Below are 20,302 nucleotides of genomic sequence, written 5' to 3'. Positions count from 1 at the left end.
CCGATTAACCGTGAAGAGTCAAAAGGTGTGAAACATGAGCAACAATGAATTCCATCAGCGTCGTCTTTCTGCCACCCCGCGCGGGGTTGGCGTGATGTGTAACTTCTTCGCCCAGTCGGCTGAAAACGCCACGCTGAAGGATGTTGAGGGCAACGAGTACATCGATTTCGCCGCAGGCATTGCGGTGCTGAATACCGGTCATCGTCACCCTGAACTGGTGGCGGCGGTGGAGCAGCAACTGCAACAGTTTACCCACACGGCGTACCAGATTGTGCCATACGAAAGCTACGTCACGCTGGCGGAGAAAATTAACGCCCTTGCCCCGGTGAGCGGGCAGGCTAAAACCGCGTTCTTCACCACCGGTGCGGAAGCGGTGGAAAATGCGGTGAAAATCGCCCGCGCCCATACCGGACGCCCTGGCGTGATTGCGTTTAGCGGCGGCTTCCACGGTCGTACGTATATGACCATGGCGCTGACCGGAAAAGTCGCGCCGTACAAAATCGGCTTTGGTCCGTTCCCCGGTTCGGTGTATCACGTGCCGTATCCGTCTGATTTACAGGGTATTTCGACGCAAGATTCCCTCGATGCCATCGAGCGTTTGTTTAAATCAGACATCGAAGCGAAGCAGGTTGCCGCCATTATTTTCGAACCGGTGCAGGGCGAGGGCGGTTTTAACGTGGCGCCAAAAGAGCTGGTTTCTGCGATTCGCCGTCTGTGCGACGAGCACGGTATTGTGATGATTGCCGATGAAGTACAAAGCGGTTTTGCGCGTACCGGTAAACTGTTTGCCATGGATCACTACGGCGATAAGCCGGATTTAATGACGATGGCGAAAAGCCTGGCGGGCGGGATGCCGCTTTCGGGCGTGGTCGGTAATGCCAACATTATGGACGCGCCCGCGCCGGGTGGGCTTGGCGGCACCTACGCCGGGAACCCGCTGGCGGTGGCTGCCGCGCATGCGGTGCTCAACATTATCGACAAAGAATCCCTTTGCGAACGCGCGAATCACCTGGGCCAGCGCCTGACGCAAACGCTGATTGATGCCAAAGAAACCGTTCCGGCCATCGCGGCGGTACGCGGTCTGGGGTCGATGATTGCGGCTGAGTTTAACGACCCGCAAACGGGCGAACCGTCAGCCGCCATTGCACAGAAAATTCAGCAACGCGCGCTGGCGCAGGGGCTGCTACTACTGACCTGCGGCGCGTACGGCAACGTGATTCGTTTCCTGTATCCGCTGACCATCCCGGATGCGCAGTTCGATGCGGCAATGAAAATTTTGCAGGATGCGCTGAGAGATTAATTGCAATAACAGCGGGCTGCAATTGTGCAGCCTGCTATAAATACAGTAATAATAATTTAAATTAACTATTTTTCAGAATAACGCTCTTCGTCCTTTCTCTTATGCTGCCTGCTCATATCGATAGCCGAAAAACTTGGTTAGCCCGTTCTTCATTGTTCAATATAGTCATTCCTGTGTTCTTGCTAATTCGCGTGATAAGCGTTTAGCGACTATTTTACAGGAGTTATATTTATGCATCTCGCTCGATTTCCCCGGCTCTCGTTCGGTCATTTCCCCACGCCATTAGAACCGTTAACCCAGCTCTCTCAATTGCTCGGCGGTCCGAATATTTGGATCAAGCGCGACGATTGTACCGGCCTTGCGACAGGGGGAAATAAAACCCGCAAACTTGAGTTTTTACTTGGCGATGCGCAGGAAAAACAGGCCGACGTTATTATCACTCAGGGTGCAACCCAATCGAATCATGTGCGACAGACTGTAGCCGCAGCGGCAAAACTTGGCCTCAAAACACATATTTTCCTTGAGCAGCGCGTGACCACACTCGGCGATGACTACCAGCACTCTGGCAATATTTTGCTTGATGGTCTGTTGGGCGGCGAAATTATTGCGCACCTGCCAGCCGGAACCGATATGCAGCAGGCGATGGAGCATCACGCAGAAACGCTACGTTCGCAGGGATTCAAACCGTATGTGATCCCCGGGGGCGGCTCGAATCCTGTCGGCGCTTTGGGCTATGTAGCCTGCGCACAGGAGCTGCTGTGGCAGTCCAGCCAGCAACGCCTGAGAATCGACCATATCGTTCATGCCACGGGAAGTGCGGGTACGCAGGCAGGATTAGTCGCTGGTCTTCACGCCTCCAACAGCGGTATTCCGTTACTCGGTATTAGCGTGCGTGCGCCGCGTGAGAAACAGGAGCAAAACGTCTGGCGCCTGGCCCAGCAAACGCTGGAACTGTTGGGTGTCGAGGGCGGGCTGCCTCGCGAAAGCGTCAAGGCTAACAGTGACTATGTTGGTGAAGGGTATGGCCTGCCGACGTCATCCATGCTGGAAGCTCTGCAACTGTTGGCACAGCATGAAGGCATTTTGCTCGACCCGGTTTATTCCGGAAAGGGATTCGCCGGGCTGATTGGTCTGATTCGTGAAGGCGCTTTCCGTAAGGGTGAAAATGTGGTCTTCATCCACACCGGCGGTTCCGCGGGCCTGTTTGGCTATCGCCAGGTGATCACCGACTCGCTCGCCCCATGAGCCGCCCCTTTTTATTAGGTGTGCTGGGTGGGATGGGTCCATTAGCCACCGTCGATTTTATGCATAAGCTTCTGCGCGCTACGCCTGCCAGTAACGATCAGCAGCAAATTCCTCATGTGGTGTGGAATGTGCCGCAAATTGCCGATCGTCAGCGTGCGCTGGCCGGAGAAGGGCCGTCGCCGCTTCCGCAACTGCTGCACGGTGTAAAGCAGCTTAACCGGTTGGGTGTTAGCCATATTGTTATCGCCTGTAACACCGCGCATCACTGGTACGACGCGTTAAAACAAGAAAGTCAGGCGCTGATGCTGCATATCGCGGATGCCACACTTGAGGTGATAGAGGATAAGCCGAAAAAAGTGGGACTCATCGCAACACAGGGAACGCTGGATGCAGGTTGGTTTCAACAACGATTCGCGACCATTGGCACGCAAAGCCTGCTCCCGACCCAGGATGAAATTGCGCGCTGGTTTGTTCCGGGTTGCTATGCGGTGAAACGCGGCGATTTGCAGCAGGGAGGCGAGTTGCTGACGTTGCAGGCGCGGGCGCTGCGTGAACGTGGTGCTGAGAAACTGGTGCTGGCCTGTACTGAAGTCCCTGTGGCGTTAGCGGCTGTTTCTTCGCCCTTCCTTAACGAGGCAATTGATCCTGCCGAGGCGCTGGCGAAGCAGTGCGCAAGCCTTTGGTTATCACGGCGTAATGATCACATTATTTAAATGATTTCACACAGAATAATACAGAGAGACAACATGAAAAAAAGTCTGGTTTTTTTACTCGCAGCAGGCAGTTTCTGGGTTAACAGTGCGTTTGCCGACACGCCGTCTGAAGTGCGCATCGCGTATAGCGGTGGCTCCCAGGTTTTAATGCTGGCAAAAGCTGACGGGTCACTGGATAAAGCATTAAACAGTAAAGTGAAGTGGGTGCAATTTGCGTCAGGAGCTGATGCTTTAACCTACTTCGCCAGCAATGCGATTGATATTGCCAACTTCGGATCCAGCCCGGCAACCGCAGGTATTGTAAGAAAACTGCCGGTCGAAATTATTGGTGTTTCCGGCGTCATTGCCAGCTATGAGCGGTTGATTGGTAAAGAGGGGATTAACGGAATTAAGGATATCGAAGGCAAACGCGTGGCGTATCCGCCAAACTCCACCGCGCAATATGCGCTGGAAGCCGCGATCACCGTTAATAAACTGGATCGTAGCAAAATAACTCTGCTGCCGTTACGTCCGGCAGAGATGGTGGCGGCGTGGAAACGTGGCGATATTGATGCGGGTTATGTATGGGCGCCTTTTGCGCAGGAGCTGGAATCAGCAGGGGGCCATCAGGTCTTTGCCACTAAAGAACTGCAAAAAGCAGGCTATCTCATTTACAACAACTATGTTGTCCGTAAGGCCTTTGCGGAACAATATCCCCAGGTGGTAACCGCCTTCCTGCGCGTGCATCAGGAAAAAGTCAACGAGTTCAAAAAGGATCCGGAACGCGCTTCCGCGATTGTTGCAAAAGAAGTCGGCGCGCCGCAAACGACGGCGGCTAACACACTGAATGGTCTGGAATATCCGACATTAGCTGAGCAGAGTACGCCATCCTGGTTGGGGAACGGTACGGATACCAGCGATAGCGGTATTGGAAAAGCGCTGAGCAAAACGGCGAACTTCCTTGCCGGAATTGGTGAAATCCGGCAGCGCGATATCCCGACAAACTGGAACAGCGCCATCAATGCCCACTACATTCAAGATGCGGCGGTGTCCGGACAATGAAATTGAGTCAACATATCGCTATCAGCGTGGTATCGGTGGCGGTTTTCTTTTTGCTCTGGCAAACGGCGGCGACAAGGCAGTGGGTGGACCCACTGCTGCTCCCCTCGCTGACGGATATTGGTTTAACCGCGCGTGAGTTACTTGAAGATGGCTATCGGCAGGTACCGCTCTGGCAACATATCGCTGTCAGTCTGGCTCGCGCATTGAGCGCCTTTGCGCTGGCTATTGCGATTGGCATCCCGCTGGGATTATTGATGGGTCTTTCAGACACGCTGGCTGCCGTCCTTAACCCGTTTGTGCAGTTTCTCCGTCCGTTGCCCAAAATCGCGCTGATTCCGCTGGCAGTGGTGTGGCTGGGAATTGGCGAGTCGTCAAAATTCTTTTTGATATTTATCGCGACGTTTTTGAGTGTAGTTGTCGGCGCGTCGGCCGCCGTAGAGCGAATTGGGCGCTCGCGAATTCGCGTGGCACAAACGCTGGGCGCGACGCGTCGGCAGATCTTTATGCGTGTGGTATTGCCTGATGCGCTGCCGGATCTTTTTACCACGGTCAGGCTCTCGATTGGTATTGGCTGGACGTCGCTGATTGCGGCGGAAATGGTGGCTGCCAGTTCAGGGCTTGGCTGGATGGTAGTGAACGCCAGCGCCTATCTGCGCACGGATATTGTCATGCTGGGTATTCTGCTGTTGGGCGGGATTGGATATCTGCTCGATTTATTGATCCTGGGGTTGCAGCGCGTGGCTGTACCCTGGGCGGGGAAAGAATAATGAGTTCTATCTCACTTGAAAACGTGTCACTTGCCTTTGCGGCCAAGCCGAATCCTGTCACGGTTCTCGACGATATCTCCCTCACCCTAAAAAAAGGGGAGTTTGTAGTATTGCTGGGGCCATCGGGCTGTGGGAAATCGACCATTCTTAATCTGGTTGCGGGGTTTACTCGTCCCGATAAAGGTACGGTGAAAGCCGCGGGGAAAAAGGTGACGCAACCGGGTCCGGATCGCGGCATGATCTTTCAGCAGGCAAACTTGTTCCCGTGGCTGTCTGTGCTGGAAAACGTCACCTTTGGCCCGCGTTTAGGTAAATATAATAAAGAGGACGTGAATAATCAGGCGATCAACTGGCTATCCCGCGTGGGATTAAAGGGGTTTGAGCATCATGCGCCCTGGCAGCTTTCTGGTGGGATGAAGCAGCGTGTCGCGTTGGCTCGTGCCTGGCTGCCTGAGCCGGACGTTTTGTTACTGGACGAACCCTTTGGTGCGCTGGATGCACAAACGCGATTAATGATGCAGGAACTGCTCCGCGACGCCTGGCTGAAAACGGAAACGACGTTATTGTTTGTCACTCACGATGTGGAAGAGGCGCTGTTTCTGGCTGACCGTATTCTGGTCATGTCGGCCAAGCCGGGGCGAATTGTCGAAGAGATTGTGTTGCCGTTTACCCGCGAGAGGAATATCGAAACGCTGGCAGAACACCCGCAGTACAGTGAAATCAAACACCGTGTTCTTCATCGCGTGCGCACGGAAGCAAAGCGACAAATGGCGGTGTCGCTTCAGTAATGTCCTAAGAGCCTGCGCAAGCAGGCTCATTCTACAGGCGAATCACAAACACCGGCACGCGTGCATGGCGTAAGATCCCCGAGGCTTCAGACCCCAGCAGATGCGACTGCTTTGCCGGATTGCGCGAACCAATCACCACCACATCCGCTTTCAGCTCATCCGCCAGCGTCGCGACGGCGTCACGCACTTTCCCGTTACGAATATGGTGATGAATACGGTTCTGTGGAAATGAGAGACTTCTTGCCAGCTGGGCCATTTTCTCTTCGCTGGCGCACTGCAGGTACTGCTGCATTTTCTTCGCGTCGGCGATAAAACCCCGCGTGAGCATCGGTGAGAATTCCGGCAGTACATGCAGAAGATGAATATCACCGCCGGCTTTCTCGGCCAGATATTGCGCGTGTGCTAAGGCGTTGTCGGCGAGGTCGGACTCAAAGACATCAACAGGAACCAGAATCGTTTTATACATAGTTGAAATCCCTTCATATCAATCAGTTGCTGAAACAATCTTTATTGTGGATAACAACGCATGAAGGGGCCAGCGATCGCGGTCACTGATTAAGAAATATCGACAAATCAGATGGTTAATTTACAGTTTGTGGCTGGCGCTTGCCCGGCCTACAAGGCTGAAGATCCCGTAGGCCTGATAAGCGAAGCGCATCAGGCGTTATGGCACAGTCCTACAGCTTGTTCAGCCGCTGAACGCTAATGTTGTCCAGCTTGCCGTCTAATATTTCCAGAAAGTCATCGTGATACGGCATGGCGACGTGTTTTTTCAAATCGTCCTCAGACTTCCAGCGCTCAATAAACACAAATGACACCGCGCCTTCCACCGCCAGATTACGCACGTCCGGAATGGCGCGGCTTTCGTGCAAATCATATTGCAGGCAACCCGCTTCCAGCTGCGTTGGGCCGACCATCGCCTGCGCGGCGGTGCGGATGGTATCGACATACTCTTTGCGCGGGGTCAGGGTGGCGACAATTTTCACTTCACTCATAGTGATATCCTTTTGTTATCAATGTTTTTAAAAGCCCAATCATTGAGCGTAGTGGTGAAATGACGGTTGTGCCAGCACAGCTCGCCGCCTGAATGCGCCAGATTTAATTCTCCGGCGGCAAGGCGTGAAGGATCCGCTGCGCCTCGGCGGTGCTCAGAGGGTAATCAAAGAAATGTTGATAGAACGCTCGCGTTCTCGCCACCATGTCGATTTCAGGAAATAGCTCAGGGTGCAGTTTCATCGCCGCCCACTGAAGTTGCAGTGCGCTTTCAGTACCGTAGCGATCCCACGGGAAAACGCCCGCCGGATTCTGCCAAACGTTACCCGTTTTGACGGCCTTCACATCGGCAAAAAGCTGCGCATAGCGGGAATGAGCAATATCACCTGCGCCTGCGCCAATAATGATGATCTCAGGCTGCCAGAGAAGCACTTTCTCCGGCGAAACCTCCTTCATATTGCCCTTTATCTCTGCCGCGACATTACGCCCGCCCGCAAGGTTTATCCAGGTGTCGATAAGTGTATTGCTACCGTCCACTTTTAAGGGGTTAAACGACTGAATATGCAGCACGCGTGGACGTTGCGCGTCGGTAAGTTTGGCGGTTTTCGCTGTAATGGCGGCCAGCGTATCGGTCAGATAACGGTTATATGCGGCGGCGCGCGTCCGGGCGCTTTCGTTGCCAAGAGCCGTTGCCGTGTTGCTAACGGACGTCATGAGCGAGGGATAATCGGTAAACGCCATCGCCAGCGTCGGGATGGCGGCCTGGCGATAAACCGATAAATCGGCGTTGCCCTTAGCGACAAACAGCACATCCACTTTGCGGGCAATCAGGCTTTCCGGGTTAAAGGTGGTGCCATGGACCTGCAACGCCTGATTCAGCGAAGGATTAATTTTAAACATCCACGGCTGGCTTTTGGGATGGTTTACGGTAGCAACAATCTGCTTGCCTGCGCCCAGCGTCATCAGTACCGAGTGATGGGCAAACCAGCCGTCGGCGATGGCATGCACCTGGTCGGGAAGGGTGACGGTGTTTCCGGCGTCATCCACCGCCTGGCGGTTAGCCAGGACGGGGAAGGCCAGCCAGGCGCAGAGCGCCCAGGCATGACGTCGTTTCATTCAGACTCCTTAGAAATCGATCTGCATAGACAGCTGTGCCTGTCGCGGTGCGCCCAGCTGTGCGCTGGCGGTGCCCGCGCCGGTATACCCCGTCAACGCGCCAGGGACAATATTGGTCCAGTAGTGGCGATTGGTGACGTTAGTAATATCGAAGCGGAAAGTAGTCGGCGTGCCAAACAGGCGCGTCGCGTAACTGCTGCCGACATCCACGGTGGTATAACTGCCCACCCAACTGTCGTTCGCGTTATCGGTCGCCCGGCGTCCGACATAATGCACGTTGGTATCCACATCCAGCCCTTTCACCTGCTCAATGCTGTAAATCGCCAGCATATTGGCGGTGAAGCGCGGCAGGCCGACTACCCGTTTGCCATCCGCGCTTTCATCGGAGGTGTCGTGCAGTTTAGGATCAAGCCAGGTGGTACCGCCGAACAGGCGTAGATTGGGCGTGACGTGGCCGTCTGCCATCAGCTCCAGCCCACGGTTTTTCTGTTTGCCATCCTGCGCAAACTCACCCGCTTCATTGGTATACGCGAAGGGACGTTTGGCTTCGAAGATCGCAGCCGAGAGCAGCAGATCTTTGACTGGCGCGTATTTCACGCCCGCTTCAACCTGATGGCTACGATACGGGTCGAGGATCTGCCCGGCATTTTCCGCCCCGGCTGGGGCCGTATCGCCTTGTTGCATGCTGTCCGCCCAGGTGGTGTAGAGGGTGATATTGTCGATGGGTTTATACATCAGACTGACGGAGCCGCTGCCGCCCTGATCTTTTTTGTCGCTGGTCTGTTTCCCGGTTTTGTTGTAGTTGCTGACGGTAAACAGGTTTTCACTGCCAGAGAGCAGCAGGCTCCACTGAGGCGTGAAGTGCAGGGTGTCACTCAGCAGGAAAGCGTGCTGTGTGGTGCTGGCGGAGTGATAGCGATGGTTAAAATCAGGATACGGTGGGCGAGGGAAGGTCGGGTTTTCACTCAGCGAGGATTGACCCAGCGTGAAATTACCCCCGGCGACCGGGTTGAAGTTTTTCCACACGAAGCCGCGCACACCGGTGGTGATATCCTGAGTTAACCAGCCCGTATCAACGCTACCGCTCAGGTTCGCCATATAGCTGTTGATGGTGAAACGGCTGGCGGCGGAGTTGGCGGTGGTGGTGGTGTAGTGGCCGTGATTATCCGTGAGCGTATTGGTCACGGTCGTGGATTCGCGATCCGCTATCTGACGCAGCACGCCGACATCCAGTAGCCAGTTGCCGTCAAAGTCATGCTTCAGGTGCATGCTGGCGGTGGTGGTCTCGTCATCGTTCCCGGCATAGGACTGACCATACTTGCTGTCGGTGGGGTTAAATGCCGACGGGAAATGCACCCCTTTGGCGAGGGCAAAATTACCCGGCAAGCCCTTGTCGTAATAGTGGTAGTAACTGAAATTGCTCTCCAGCACCGTTTTATCGCTGAGCTGGAAGTCCAGACCCAGGCCAACATATTGACGACGTTTATGACTTCCTGCCGTATAGCCGCGCCCGTCTTCATTCAACATATTCAGGCGATATTTTACCCGGTCGCCGTCGTCAATCGGGCCGCTAAAGTCCATCGAGGTTAACGCGCCGCTGCCGGTTCCGCCGCCAATCGTCACGCGATGTAAAGGCGTATCGGTCGGACGTTTGCTGACCAGGTTGAACATCCCCGCCGGGTTGGCGGGCCCATAGAGAGAACCGGCCAGCCCGCTCAGCACTTCCACGCGCTGAAATTGCTCAGCCGGGTATTCCGTGGTGGAGACAGCATTCAGGCCGTCAATCATACTGTTTTGTACCACGCTGCCCTGCATCCCACGAGTTTGCGGGCGCACGCCATCGCCCTGCACTGAAGGCATATAGCGATAGACATCTTTCACACTTTTCAACTGCTGCTGTTCAATGACGGGAGAGGAGAGTGTCTGTACGTTCCACGGCACATCAATCAATTCGCGCTTGCCGAGGTTGCCGAGCGTGGCCTGCTTTTCAGCGGCGGGGGGTTCTTGTTCCTGGTTTGTCGGGGCGTTGGTGGCAGACACCACCATGGTATCTTCTGCGTGAGGGGTTTGTGCCAGGCTCAGGCAGGAAAACGTCAATAAGCCCGTCGCGAGAGGGGCGATTTTTTTATCAAACATAATCATCTTTAAAGCAAAAGTTCAGAATGGAGCGGGCAAGCGCACCGCCGTCGTCGTCAGGGAACAGTCTGGAATTATTTGTGTGATGAATAGAATGCGCGCCATTCGCTATATATGTCAATATATAACGAATGAATAATCCCTGAGGGGTAGCCGCTTATCTTTGCTTAAATCGCAAAAATCATTTGCCGCTATGCCCCTTAATGCAATGCGACAGCAGCGTTATCCTGCCGTCAGTGACATTAACCGGGAGAACCTCAATGTCTGACTCAATATTCGATTCCTTTGCTTTTGGCGACACAACGCTTGCGAACCGCATTGCGATGGCGCCGATGACCCGTTCCCGCACCTCTCAGCCGGGCGATGTGCCGAACGCGATGATGGCGACCTACTATCAGCAGCGCGCCGATGCCGGATTGATCATCACCGAAGGAACGCCCATTTCTGCCGTGGCGCGGGGTTACTCCATGACGCCGGGCATCTATACGCAAGCGCATATCGACGGCTGGAAAAAAGTCACTCAGGCTATCCACGCTGCGGGCAGCAAAGTCTTTGTTCAGCTCTGGCACGTCGGGCGTCGTAGCCATTCGAGCATCGCGGGCGAGCAGCCGGTCTCAGCTTCTGCACTGAAAGATCCGGACCAGGTATTTGGCCCGCTGCCGGAAGGCGGCTTTGGCATGATTGAAACGCAAATGCCGCGCGCCATGACCCAGCAGGATATCGATAACACCATTGCTGACTTTGTGCAGGCGGCGCGTAATGCGCTGGAAGCGGGCTTCGATGGTGTAGAGATCCACGCGGCCCACGGTTATTTATTTGATACTTTCCTGCGCACTTCCAGCAATCAGCGTACCGACCAGTACGGCGGCAGTCAGGAAAACCGGATGCGTTTCCTGCTGGAAACCTTACAGGCGGTGAGCGATGAAATTGGCGGACATCGCGTTGCGGTGCGCGTGTCGCCGCACGTCATGGAAGGGTTTGCCGAAAGCGACCCGGAAATTGTGGACGTGGTGCTGAAAGCGCTGGAAAAAATGACGCCAATGAAGCTCGCTTACGTGCACTTCTCGGAGAATATTTCCCGTCATGTTGAGGTGCCGGAAACGTTCCGTCAGCAGGTGCGTAAAGTGTGTGATTTGCCGGTCATGGTTGCCGGGAAACTGACGCCAGAAAGCGCCCAGCAGATGCTGGATAAAGGCTATGCCGACCTGTTTGCCTTTGGCACGCCGTATGTCACCAACCCGGATCTGGCAACCCGATTCCGTCACGGCTGGCCGCTGGAAGGATTTGACGCCGATGCACGGCTGACGCTTTATGGTGGCGACCAGCACGGCTATATCGACTACCCGACTTACTCTGCGTGACGTCCAGCTACACTCAGATGCCGCAGTAGTTCTTCAATCACCGGATTCTCCAGAGCCTGCATGGCATAGCAAATCCCGACCCGGCGTAGTAGCGGATAGCCGGGAAGGGGCAATGAAGCCAGCGCACAGCGCGCATCAACCAGCGGGGCAGGCGCAATTGTCAGGCCATAGCCCGCTTCCACTAAATCCAGTGCCAGCGTAAAGCTCCCCGCATTTGCGGCGGGCTGGCTGGCGTTGGCTCCGTAAAAGGGCAGAAAACGCTGGTGCGAATCGTGGCCTGGCAGCATCACCCAGGGTGAATCGTGCAACTGTTCAATGGTCAAATTGGATGTGTGGCTGAGCGGATGATTGAGCGGTAAAGCCAGCACGTAATGCTCTTCATACAACGGAATAAACAGCTCGTCTTCGCAGCGCAGACTCTCACAGGCCAGCCGAATGTCGCCCGTACAGCCGGGGTCTAACGTCAGCAGTACATCCGGCAGCGCCTGTCTTGCCCGTTCCAGTACGCGAGTAAGATGAGCAGAAGCGACATCTTGTTCAATCCCGAGCGTTAGCGGCGTTTTATCGTGACGTTTACGAAAGCGTGAGGCCAGCGCCGCCATGTCACTTACCATGCGTCGGGCGTGAGGATAGAGCACGCGTGCGTCGTCGGTCACATCCACACCACGTGTTCTGCGAATAAACAGCGGCGTGCCTAAATCGTCCTCCAGCGCCTTGATGGTGGCGGATAACGCGGGCTGTGTCAGACTTAACTGCTGAGCGGCGCGGGTGATGTTGCGTTCTTCGAAGACGCAGATAAAAGCTTTGAGCTGGCGCTTATCCATAGAAATTTATTATGACGGTGAAAGAAATAAACCATTTTTCACCAAATCTGCGGCGATTTAAAGTAGCGGCATGACGATAGTCATCATTTTTATTTATGAGGAATTGCCATGAGTACTGCATCTAAACCGTTAATCGTGATCACTGGCGCAAGCTCCGGCATCGGCCTTGCCACCGCCAAACTGCTCTCTGCTAAAGGTCACGCGTTACTGCTGCTGGCGCGTCGTGTAGAACGTATGACGGCGCTTAATCTGCCGAATACGTTGTGCCGCGCGCTGGATGTGACGGACCGTGCGGCATTCAGCGCGGTGATTAAAGAAGCGGAAGCGCAGTTTGGCCCGGTGGATGCGCTGGTCAATAACGCCGGGGTGATGCTGCTGGGTAACATTGAACAGCAGGACCCGAATGAATGGGATCGGATGCTGGATGTGAATGTGAAAGGGCTGCTAAACGGTGTGCATGCGGTTACGGAAGGGATGATTGCGCGCAAAGCGGGCACCATCATTAATATCAGTTCCGTAGCCGGGCGTAAAACCTTCCCCAATCACGTGGTGTATGTCGGCACAAAATTTGCCGTACACGGTATGTCAGAAAACCTGCGTGAAGAACTGTCGCCGCATAATGTGCGCGTGGTGGTGATTGCGCCGGGCGCGGTGGAAACTGAACTGCTAAGCCACACGACCAGCGATGAAATCAAAACCGGTTATCAGGCCTGGAAAGAGGATATGGGCGGAAAAGTGCTGAGCCCGGAAGATGTGGCGAACGCCATCGACTTTGCCTATTCTCAGCCGCAGTACGTCTGCATTCGCGAAATTGTGCTGGCCGCGACCCGTCAGGGCGCGTGACAGAACAACGGCCTGATAGCGCGTTGCGCATCAGGCCATTTGCGTTACTGCAGATTTCCGGCAGTCAAATTTTCTGCATCAAAAGCGTGGCTGACATCGATATGATTCTGTCCAACCGAGGTATCGATGTTTGAGCCCGCTTCAATGCGGGTATTGTCGGCAGCCAGCGCGTTGGCGGATAACACAGAAGCCAGTGACAGCGTCGCGATAACGGCAAACGATTTGATAGATTTCATGATGAGACTCCTTGGTACAACCAGAGGGTAAGTAGGTTGTTGTTTTGATAACCCTAAGGATAAAGTGTGACGGCGATCATGAAAATCGGAATGTTTTGCGGTTCTTGTTCAAAAAAATAGAATGACTTCTGCTTATCTTTTTCAGCAGAAATTTGACGTCTCTGCCCCACACGTGTAAAACCCACCTATCTCAATACTCATATTATTTTCCTCACCCGATAGCGATGATTATCGTGGTAGCGAAAAGTATTCCCATGCGCATTATTACATTGATAATTTTTACCGGGTTATTATTAGCGATAATAACCACGCCAGCGACGGTTCATGCCGCCAGTGGTGCAATAAGCTGTGAGTTTTCCGGCGGAAATAGTTTCTCGTTTGGTTCGCTATCAATTGGCTCGACGGCCACGACCACGGCCAGCGCCAAATACACCTGCCACCTTCAGGATTACACGCCTGGGGTTAATCACTATGCGAATATTTGTCTCAGCAGCGAAGATGCGCCCCCCTTTAAAATGCACTCAAACGGTGACAGTGAAGGTAATGTTTATACGCTGCTTTTTCGTGTCTATAACCTGAGCGATCCTGCGCAGGAATTGCAGCAAAGTGATAATTTGATGCAGCAAACCATCATGTTGAACACCAATAATACAACGGTGGGCGGAACCTTTAATCTCAAGGGGATTGTTCCGGCCGGGCAGAATGATATTCCCGCTTATGCCTATTATAACTACAGCATGACGATGCGCATTCGCTGGAACACCGAGACCAGTAAGGATGCGCTGGCATCCTGTCAGTCCGGGCAGGCGCAGAACAGCGCCACCAATGGCGGTAACACGCAAAGTTCTGCGTCCGTTTCGGACAGTTGCGCGATTCAAAGCGTCTCAAATCTGGATTTTGGCCTGCTGGAGGCCTCGACGCTACGCCTGCAAACCACAAAAGCCAGCGCGCAGATTCAGGCGCGATGCCCGCTGGGAACCGCATTTTCCCTGGGTATTGATAACGGCAGTCATGCGAATGGCGATAGCAGGCAGATGTGTAACGGCAGTAACCGTTGCCTGACGTACACGCTTTGGCAGGACAGCTCCGCGTCAATGCCGTGGGGCAATACGGCCAATGTCGATCGCGTGGACGTCTCCAGCGCCAGCGGATCGGCGCAATCATTTGTTGTATACGGTGAGGTGCCCTCCGGGCAAGCGGTGAACGGGGATGGCATATTTAGTGATGACGTGGTGATAACGCTGACGTATTAATGGGGTGACTCATAAAAAACATCAAATAATCCGTGGTTAATAATTCCTTAATAATATTAATCGGCATATCTGAATAATATTGGATTATTCATCACATGCCGATTTCTTCAACGGGAAACAGGCGTTTTTTTACGAAGGTGTTAAAGGTGTGTGTTTTTATCTGGCACCTTTTTATAACATGCAATCCAATTTGTGCGCATTTTCTTTTTCTGCTTGCCGACGCACTTTCAGATTAATCAAGATATAGCACGAAATTTATTCTGCAATGCCTTAACGCGGAAAAATAGAATTCATAACAAATCAAACTATCACTCATGGTGATAACCCAATACGGTGCTGTATTATGAATGCGAAGCGAATTTCTCTTATTTTTGCCTTAGTGATGCCAGTGGCGTTGACCGCACATGCGGAAGACGGCAGTACATCGGCAAATATGCATGTCACGCTGGAAGTCCTCAAATCCTGCGCGGTCTCTGCTGAAGATATGAATTTTGGTGAACATGCCTCATCCGAAACAGACGAACTGACGGCCGATTCCACCGTAACGGTCATCTGTACCAGCGGGACAGAATACAAACTGAATGCAACCAGCGCTAACGGCGGGTCGAATGCCTTTACTCTGGTCTCCGGAAACAGCAGCGTGGCGTATAACCTGTACGCGGACGACGCAAAAACGCAGCAGGTGACCTCGACCACGCCGATAGAAAATATGACCGGCACGGGCAACGAACAAGAGATAACCCTGTACGGCAAGATTGCCAGCGGCGCGCTGGCACAGGTACCCGCTGGAACGTACGAAGACGATGTCACGTTGCAAGTGACTTACTAACGATGTTACGTCACCGCTTACACTGTTTCACATTATGGCTGCTGGCTGGGCTGAGTATCAGCGCCAGCGCCGCCACGTTACAGGTCGCTCCGGTGCTTATCACCCTGAAACCGGGCGAACAGGCCGCCGCGCTTTATCTTTCTAATACCGGGCATGAGCCAATTCAGGCGCAGGTGCGTGTTGCGGCGTGGACGCAGGTCAACGGCAAAGATACGCTCACGGCAACGACGGATGTCGCCAGCAGCCCGGCAATGACGCGGATTGCCCCTGGGAATCGCCAACTGGTGCGAGTGGTGATGTTGAATCCGCAAACGGATAACCGCCAGCACAGCTACCGCTTACTGATTGATGAGCTGCCTGACCTGCAGGTCGCGCATGCCGACGAGAATGCGGTCCACTTCCTGCTGCGCTACTCGATCCCGGTTTTTATCGCGGGGGAAGAAGGCGCAAGCCGCGTGCCGCTAACTTGCGCCTGGGATGCCCGCCGTCGCGTGCTGAGTTTCGCCAATCCAGGGCAGCAGTACGCGCGATTGAGTGACATCGCGATTCTCTCCGCCTCAGGAACGCAAATTGCCGATATCCGCGGGCTTGCCGGCTACGTGCTGGCCGGAAGCCGGGTAGACATTCCGGTTAATTATCGCGGTAACACGCCGCCGACGACTTTGAATCTGCATCTGAACAGCCATAACGATGACTGCGTACTCTCCTCTGGCATATCGGTTTCTGCCGCTGCTATGTCTTCTTCTGCCTCTTCGAACAGAGGCTGACGAGCAGCGCGAATGGCTGGAGATCTCCCTCAATCAGGCGGTGTATTCGCGCCTGATTGAAGTGGATATCCGCGATGGCGCTTACTGGATTTCGTTACAGGATGCCAACAACATAGGGCTGAAGCTTGCTGACTTGTCGTCGGCGTGGATAGCGCTGGCTTCGCTAAAGGGTGTAGAGGTGGCCTATGACGCCATGAACCAACGGCTCAATATCGATGCAGCGCAGGAAGCGCTCGGGGGCGAGCAAAGGCTTCATCCACAGGCGCATGACCCGCTGACGTACTCGCAGGCTCAGCCACTCAGTTCCCTGATGATGGCGTATACCCTCAATTACGCCACCAGTCAGGAGGTTAAACAAACCAGCGCTCAGACCCAGTTCAGCGCCTCAGGCTGGCTGCCCGGTACGTTGACCAGCAGCTTTAACGCGCTGCATCGGGAAACCGCGACGGCATCGACCAGCCGCAATACGCGCTTAATGAGCACCTGGCAGTTCGACAGCCCGACACATCTGGCGTCTGTGAGCGTGGGCGATAACATCACAACTGGCGTGGGCTGGAGCCGTCAGGTACGCTTTGGCGGCGTTCATTTGGCGCGAAATTTCGACCTTGATCCACAGCTCAACACGCTGCCGCGCCAGACATTCAGCGACACGGTGGCGCTGCCTTCGACGGTGGATCTCTACGTTGATGGCCTGAAGCAGAGTTCCAGCCACGTCACGCCGGGGCAATACATCCTGGAAACAACGCCGACATTTACCGGGATGGGGCAGGCGCAGGTGGTGGTAACCGACATTAACGGCAATCGCAAAACCGTTTCCCTCGATCTCTACGGCGTGCCGCGCATGCTGGCGCAGGGGCTTAGTAGCGGTTCGCTGGATATGGGCTGGATGCGCAAGCACTACGGTACGCGCTCTGCTGATTATGAATCACCGTTGCTGACTGACGCTGGCTGGCGTTACGGCGCCACGCAGCAGCTTACGCTGGAGGCCCACGCCGAACAGCAGCAGGGTATGTACAACGGCGGCCTCGGCGCGTACTGGATGCCGATAATGGGGCTGGGGGTGATCAATGGTTTTGCTGTCGCCAGCCAGGGCCCGGACGGCGCAGGGACAAAATATGGCGGCGGCTATCAGTGGAGCGGCCATGGTGTCTCCCTCGCAGCGACGAGCACCATCAACAGCGCACGTTTTGCGGATAACGCATCGCTGAGCGGTTCCACACCGCTGCGGCGCAGCGATGCCGTCTGGCTAAGCGGCAACGTGCCGCTACTGGGCACTTTCGGCGCGGGGCTGGTTCGCCAGCGTGCCGATTCACAGCTTAGCCGTTATCTTAATCTCTCCTGGTCGAAAAGCCTGGGGTGGGGCTATTTTACCAGCCTCAGCTATACCCGTGAGTTAGGGGAGCATGCCCAGCAACTGACCTTCACGCTGACCGTTCCGTTCGGCCGTCAGGATCTCATGAACGTGCAGGCGCAGGGACAAAACCGCCAGTGGAACTATCGCCATCAAACGGAAAATAATAATGACGGCTGGCGCTGGCAGGTAGGGCAAAGTAGCGGCAGCTCCGGCACGCGTTACGCGGATATCGGTAATGTTAACCCCTGGGGAGAATGGCATATTGGAACCAACCAGTATGGTTCTGACAAGAGCTGGTACGCCAGTCACGAAGGCAGCGTTGCGCTGCTCGGCAAACAATTCTTCCTGTTGCGGCGTGCGGACTCAGGCTTAGCGCTGGTATCGACCGACGGGTTTGCTCATGTCCCGGTGCATCTGGAGAATCGTCTGGTGGGGGAAACCGATGATAAGGGCTATCTCCTGCTGACGGATATTCCTGTGTGGAACAACAGTAAAATCACGATCGATCCCTTAGGCCTGCCGCCATCTGTGCCTGCCACCAACGTCGATATGAACGCGCTGCCGGGCAAAACGCAGGCGGTGCTGGTCGATTTTGGCCTGAAGGCGACGGTCTCGGCGGTGGTTTATCTACAGGATGAGCAGGGAAATGCTGTGCCAATGGGCAGTCGGGTTGCTGTTAAAGGCATGGCGGGCTATCAGATGGTCGGGCGGGAAGGGGGCGTATGGCTGGAAAACCCGCCGTTACCGGCCGATATTACCGTCTTCATGGGGCGCGAGTCGTGCCATCTGAGGCTCCCGCCGATTGCCGGTAAGCAATATATGCAATATGGCGTAAAAATCTGTAGCCCGCATTAACAAAAGGCCCTTAATCGTTAAGGGCTCTGCTGCTGTTAGGATGTTTGATGCGTATTTTCGTGAATAAAATTGATAAAGGTGGATAACGTTTGCGAGGTGTTATTTTTCATCCAGTTAATCATAATATCGAGCTTAAATGACGGGACGTTAATTTCTTTCATCACCACCCGATTCGCCGGTAAAATTGAGCGAAAAGATTCCGGGACAATCGCAATACCTAATCCCGCACTGACCAAAGAGGGGAGCAGAAGCGGGTGCGAAGTTTGATGATGTACGTCTGGAGTAAACCCGCATAACGTTTTGATGGCATCGCTGGTGGAATAATCTGGAGTGGCATTAACCACAAACGGCTCAGCTGCCAGCTGCGTAAAACTCAGTGACGGTTTATCTGCCAACCGATGGTTACGTGGCATAATCACTTTTAGCGGATCGGACGCCAACCATAAACTGGAGGTTTCAACATCATGCGGAACATCGAGGTTGCTGAAAAAACCAATGTCGATTTCGCCATCAATCAGGCGTTTACTTTGGTGGAAATCACTGTGCTCAATCATATTGATATTAATTTCCGGATACCTAATCTGGAATCGACTAATTAATCGTCCCATAATATCGCTATGCGCAGTAATACTGGAATAAAATATATTTAATGTCCCGGAGATCCCTTCCGCCAGATCGCTCGCTGCTTCAAGAAAACTTTCTGAAGCCGTTAAGGCAGTGCGGGCTTTTCCCAGCAGTAATGCGCCCTGTGCGGTAAGCTGTACGCTGCGTGTCGTACGGATAAAAAGCGTGGTGCCTACTTGTTCTTCAAGCGATTTTATCAATGCGCTTAATAGTGGTTGGCTAATGTTGAGTTTTTCTGCGGTTCGTCGAAAATGTAATTCTTCAGCGAGACAAACGAAAGCACGTAAATATTTCGTATCCATTGTTTAACATTTCATCATTATAATAACTAATTGCGTGAGTGTATGTTGCAAGCGTTGAATGTGTGCAAGAAAAGAATATGACTCGGCATAATAAAGAAACAACATTATCTGTTTTTTATTTTACTGTCTATTCAATAATAGAAGATATTCTAATAACCGTTAAAATATATTATAAAAAGTTAATAAATGTCAATATAGGTTTTTTCTGTGTTTTACATTAACAGGAGTTGGAAAGCGCCGTAGGGTGTTGTAATTCGGAGGAAAAAAGACTTTATTTGTAATGTCTGATCAATTCAATATTATTAATTAAATAGCGGCAATAATAAATAAAAGCATCATATCAAATGTGTCTTTGGGTGCATTATGGCAGAAACCGGCATGAAAAGGAGATAGCGCTTAATGGTTACCGGAGAGAGTGGATAAGATATGTTGATAGATCAAATTAAAAGCCCGACGGAGTGGGGTGAAAATGCCTGCCCATACGCAGGAGATCAAAATTGCCCGTTTTCCCGTCGGGTTTCACAGACAGAGCTCACTGGGCTCTGCCCGTCGAATGCCAGGCGTTTTATTCTGCCACCATCCACATATCGGCTTCTTCGAACATCTCTTCCAGCATTCGGTTAAGTTTTTCCCGATCGCTTTTACTGGCGTCGCTGTTCAGGCCATTGGCCTGCATCGGTTTTACGCGCACATCGGCATCAGGGAAGAGGCGATGTACCCGCTTAGTCAGCTCCGCTAAGATGATTTCACGCGCGTCAGGCAGCCCTGCAACGTTACGTTTATCGTAAACCAGTTCTACAAACATACTGTCTCCAAATACTGAATGTTTATGGGTCTTCCCTTGTTGTGGTGGCTGAAGGCATGATAATGGTGTATTTAATCGCCAGAGGTCACCGCCATGGACGAAAAGTCCCTCTACGCTCATATTCTCAACCTGTCCGATCCGTGGCAGGTA

General features: G+C 53.5%; 20 protein-coding genes. 12 read left to right on the top strand and 8 right to left on the bottom strand.

Translation table 11 applies throughout. The features are described 5' to 3' along the window. Window positions 1–34: 34 nt before the first annotated feature. The 6 genes from puuE (at window position 35) to ACWWFX_RS22595 (ending at window position 5,854) form a co-directional block, all read left to right on the top strand. A complete protein-coding gene (puuE, locus tag ACWWFX_RS22620; protein ID WP_473224841.1) occupies window positions 35–1,300 on the top strand; it encodes a 4-aminobutyrate transaminase in 1,266 nt (421 codons plus the stop codon). A 231-nt stretch (window positions 1,301–1,531) separates the two neighbouring features. After that, window positions 1,532–2,545, top strand: coding sequence for a D-cysteate sulfo-lyase (cuyA, locus tag ACWWFX_RS22615; RefSeq protein WP_473224840.1), 1,014 nt, complete (start codon window positions 1,532–1,534; stop codon window positions 2,543–2,545). Next, on the top strand, window positions 2,542–3,258 hold the full coding sequence (gene cuyB / locus ACWWFX_RS22610; RefSeq protein WP_276220288.1) for a cysteate racemase: 717 nt from the start codon (window positions 2,542–2,544) through the stop codon (window positions 3,256–3,258). The genes cuyA and cuyB overlap by 4 nt, the downstream gene beginning before the upstream one ends. Window positions 3,259–3,291: 33 nt before the next feature. Continuing rightward, window positions 3,292–4,299 carry a taurine ABC transporter substrate-binding protein gene (locus ACWWFX_RS22605; protein WP_473224839.1) on the top strand — a complete coding sequence of 336 codons (1,008 nt, stop codon included), beginning with the start codon at window positions 3,292–3,294 and terminating at the stop codon, window positions 4,297–4,299. Next, a complete protein-coding gene (locus ACWWFX_RS22600; protein WP_276220286.1) occupies window positions 4,296–5,066 on the top strand; it encodes an ABC transporter permease in 771 nt (256 codons plus the stop codon). The genes ACWWFX_RS22605 and ACWWFX_RS22600 overlap by 4 nt, the downstream gene beginning before the upstream one ends. After that, window positions 5,066–5,854: an ABC transporter ATP-binding protein gene (locus ACWWFX_RS22595; RefSeq protein WP_473224838.1), complete on the top strand. Its 789-nt coding sequence runs from the start codon at window positions 5,066–5,068 to the stop codon at window positions 5,852–5,854. The genes ACWWFX_RS22600 and ACWWFX_RS22595 overlap by 1 nt, the downstream gene beginning before the upstream one ends. Before the next feature lie 31 nt (window positions 5,855–5,885). Here the strand turns inward: ACWWFX_RS22595 and ACWWFX_RS22590 are convergent, their stop codons facing one another. The 4 genes from ACWWFX_RS22590 to ACWWFX_RS22575 all read right to left on the bottom strand — a co-directional run bounded on the left by ACWWFX_RS22590 (window position 5,886) and on the right by ACWWFX_RS22575 (window position 10,099). Continuing rightward, entirely contained in the window at window positions 5,886–6,320 is a 435-nt protein-coding gene (locus ACWWFX_RS22590; RefSeq protein WP_276220284.1) for a universal stress protein, read from the bottom strand. Window positions 6,321–6,531: 211 nt separating this feature from the next. After that, window positions 6,532–6,849, bottom strand: coding sequence for a putative quinol monooxygenase (locus ACWWFX_RS22585; RefSeq protein ID WP_015964967.1), 318 nt, complete (start codon window positions 6,847–6,849; stop codon window positions 6,532–6,534). A gap of 103 nt (window positions 6,850–6,952) precedes the next feature. Further along, on the bottom strand, window positions 6,953–7,963 hold the full coding sequence (locus ACWWFX_RS22580) for an ABC transporter substrate-binding protein (RefSeq protein WP_473224837.1): 1,011 nt from the start codon (window positions 7,961–7,963) through the stop codon (window positions 6,953–6,955). Between the two features lie 9 nt (window positions 7,964–7,972). Then, on the bottom strand, window positions 7,973–10,099 hold the full coding sequence (locus ACWWFX_RS22575; RefSeq protein WP_473224836.1) for a TonB-dependent receptor: 2,127 nt from the start codon (window positions 10,097–10,099) through the stop codon (window positions 7,973–7,975). 260 nt (window positions 10,100–10,359) lie between these two features. Here ACWWFX_RS22575 and ACWWFX_RS22570 point away from each other — a divergent pair, with 260 nt between their 5' ends. After that, on the top strand, window positions 10,360–11,460 hold the full coding sequence (locus ACWWFX_RS22570) for an alkene reductase (RefSeq protein ID WP_473224835.1): 1,101 nt from the start codon (window positions 10,360–10,362) through the stop codon (window positions 11,458–11,460). Here the strand turns inward: ACWWFX_RS22570 and ACWWFX_RS22565 are convergent. Further along, window positions 11,448–12,284 (bottom strand): LysR family transcriptional regulator, encoded by an 837-nt coding sequence (locus ACWWFX_RS22565; protein WP_473224834.1) that lies wholly within the window; start codon window positions 12,282–12,284, stop codon window positions 11,448–11,450. The genes ACWWFX_RS22570 and ACWWFX_RS22565 overlap by 13 nt on opposite strands. Window positions 12,285–12,392: 108 nt before the next feature. On the opposite strand from ACWWFX_RS22565, the gene ACWWFX_RS22560 reads away from it, so the two are divergent. Next, window positions 12,393–13,127: an SDR family oxidoreductase gene (locus ACWWFX_RS22560; protein WP_149461632.1), complete on the top strand. Its 735-nt coding sequence runs from the start codon at window positions 12,393–12,395 to the stop codon at window positions 13,125–13,127. Between the two features lie 44 nt (window positions 13,128–13,171). Here the strand turns inward: ACWWFX_RS22560 and ACWWFX_RS22555 are convergent, their stop codons facing one another. Continuing rightward, window positions 13,172–13,363 (bottom strand): hypothetical protein, encoded by a 192-nt coding sequence (locus tag ACWWFX_RS22555; protein WP_473224833.1) that lies wholly within the window; start codon window positions 13,361–13,363, stop codon window positions 13,172–13,174. A 254-nt stretch (window positions 13,364–13,617) separates the two neighbouring features. On the opposite strand from ACWWFX_RS22555, the gene ACWWFX_RS22550 reads away from it, so the two are divergent. From ACWWFX_RS22550 to ACWWFX_RS22535, 4 genes are all read left to right on the top strand, one after another. Beyond that, entirely contained in the window at window positions 13,618–14,616 is a 999-nt protein-coding gene (locus ACWWFX_RS22550; protein WP_473224832.1) for a Csu type fimbrial protein, read from the top strand. A 343-nt stretch (window positions 14,617–14,959) separates the two neighbouring features. Continuing rightward, complete coding sequence (locus tag ACWWFX_RS22545) at window positions 14,960–15,445, top strand: Csu type fimbrial protein (protein ID WP_473224831.1); 486 nt, start codon at window positions 14,960–14,962, stop codon at window positions 15,443–15,445. A gap of 2 nt (window positions 15,446–15,447) precedes the next feature. Beyond that, window positions 15,448–16,212, top strand: a complete 765-nt coding sequence (locus tag ACWWFX_RS22540; protein ID WP_276220273.1) for a fimbrial biogenesis chaperone — start codon at window positions 15,448–15,450, stop codon at window positions 16,210–16,212. Then, window positions 16,136–18,421 (top strand): fimbria/pilus outer membrane usher protein, encoded by a 2,286-nt coding sequence (locus ACWWFX_RS22535; protein ID WP_473224830.1) that lies wholly within the window; start codon window positions 16,136–16,138, stop codon window positions 18,419–18,421. The genes ACWWFX_RS22540 and ACWWFX_RS22535 overlap by 77 nt, the downstream gene beginning before the upstream one ends. Before the next feature lie 35 nt (window positions 18,422–18,456). Here the strand turns inward: ACWWFX_RS22535 and ACWWFX_RS22530 are convergent, their stop codons facing one another. Next, on the bottom strand, window positions 18,457–19,347 hold the full coding sequence (locus tag ACWWFX_RS22530) for a LysR family transcriptional regulator (protein WP_473224829.1): 891 nt from the start codon (window positions 19,345–19,347) through the stop codon (window positions 18,457–18,459). Between the two features lie 565 nt (window positions 19,348–19,912). Then, on the bottom strand, window positions 19,913–20,152 hold the full coding sequence (locus tag ACWWFX_RS22525; RefSeq protein WP_015964953.1) for a DinI family protein: 240 nt from the start codon (window positions 20,150–20,152) through the stop codon (window positions 19,913–19,915). Between the last annotated feature and the right edge of the window lie 150 nt (window positions 20,153–20,302).

This window comes from Pseudocitrobacter sp. 2023LY-00077, assembly GCF_055796175.1.
The sequence above is the reverse complement of the archived record's forward strand: the minus strand, read 5'-3'. Positions and strand labels throughout refer to the sequence as shown.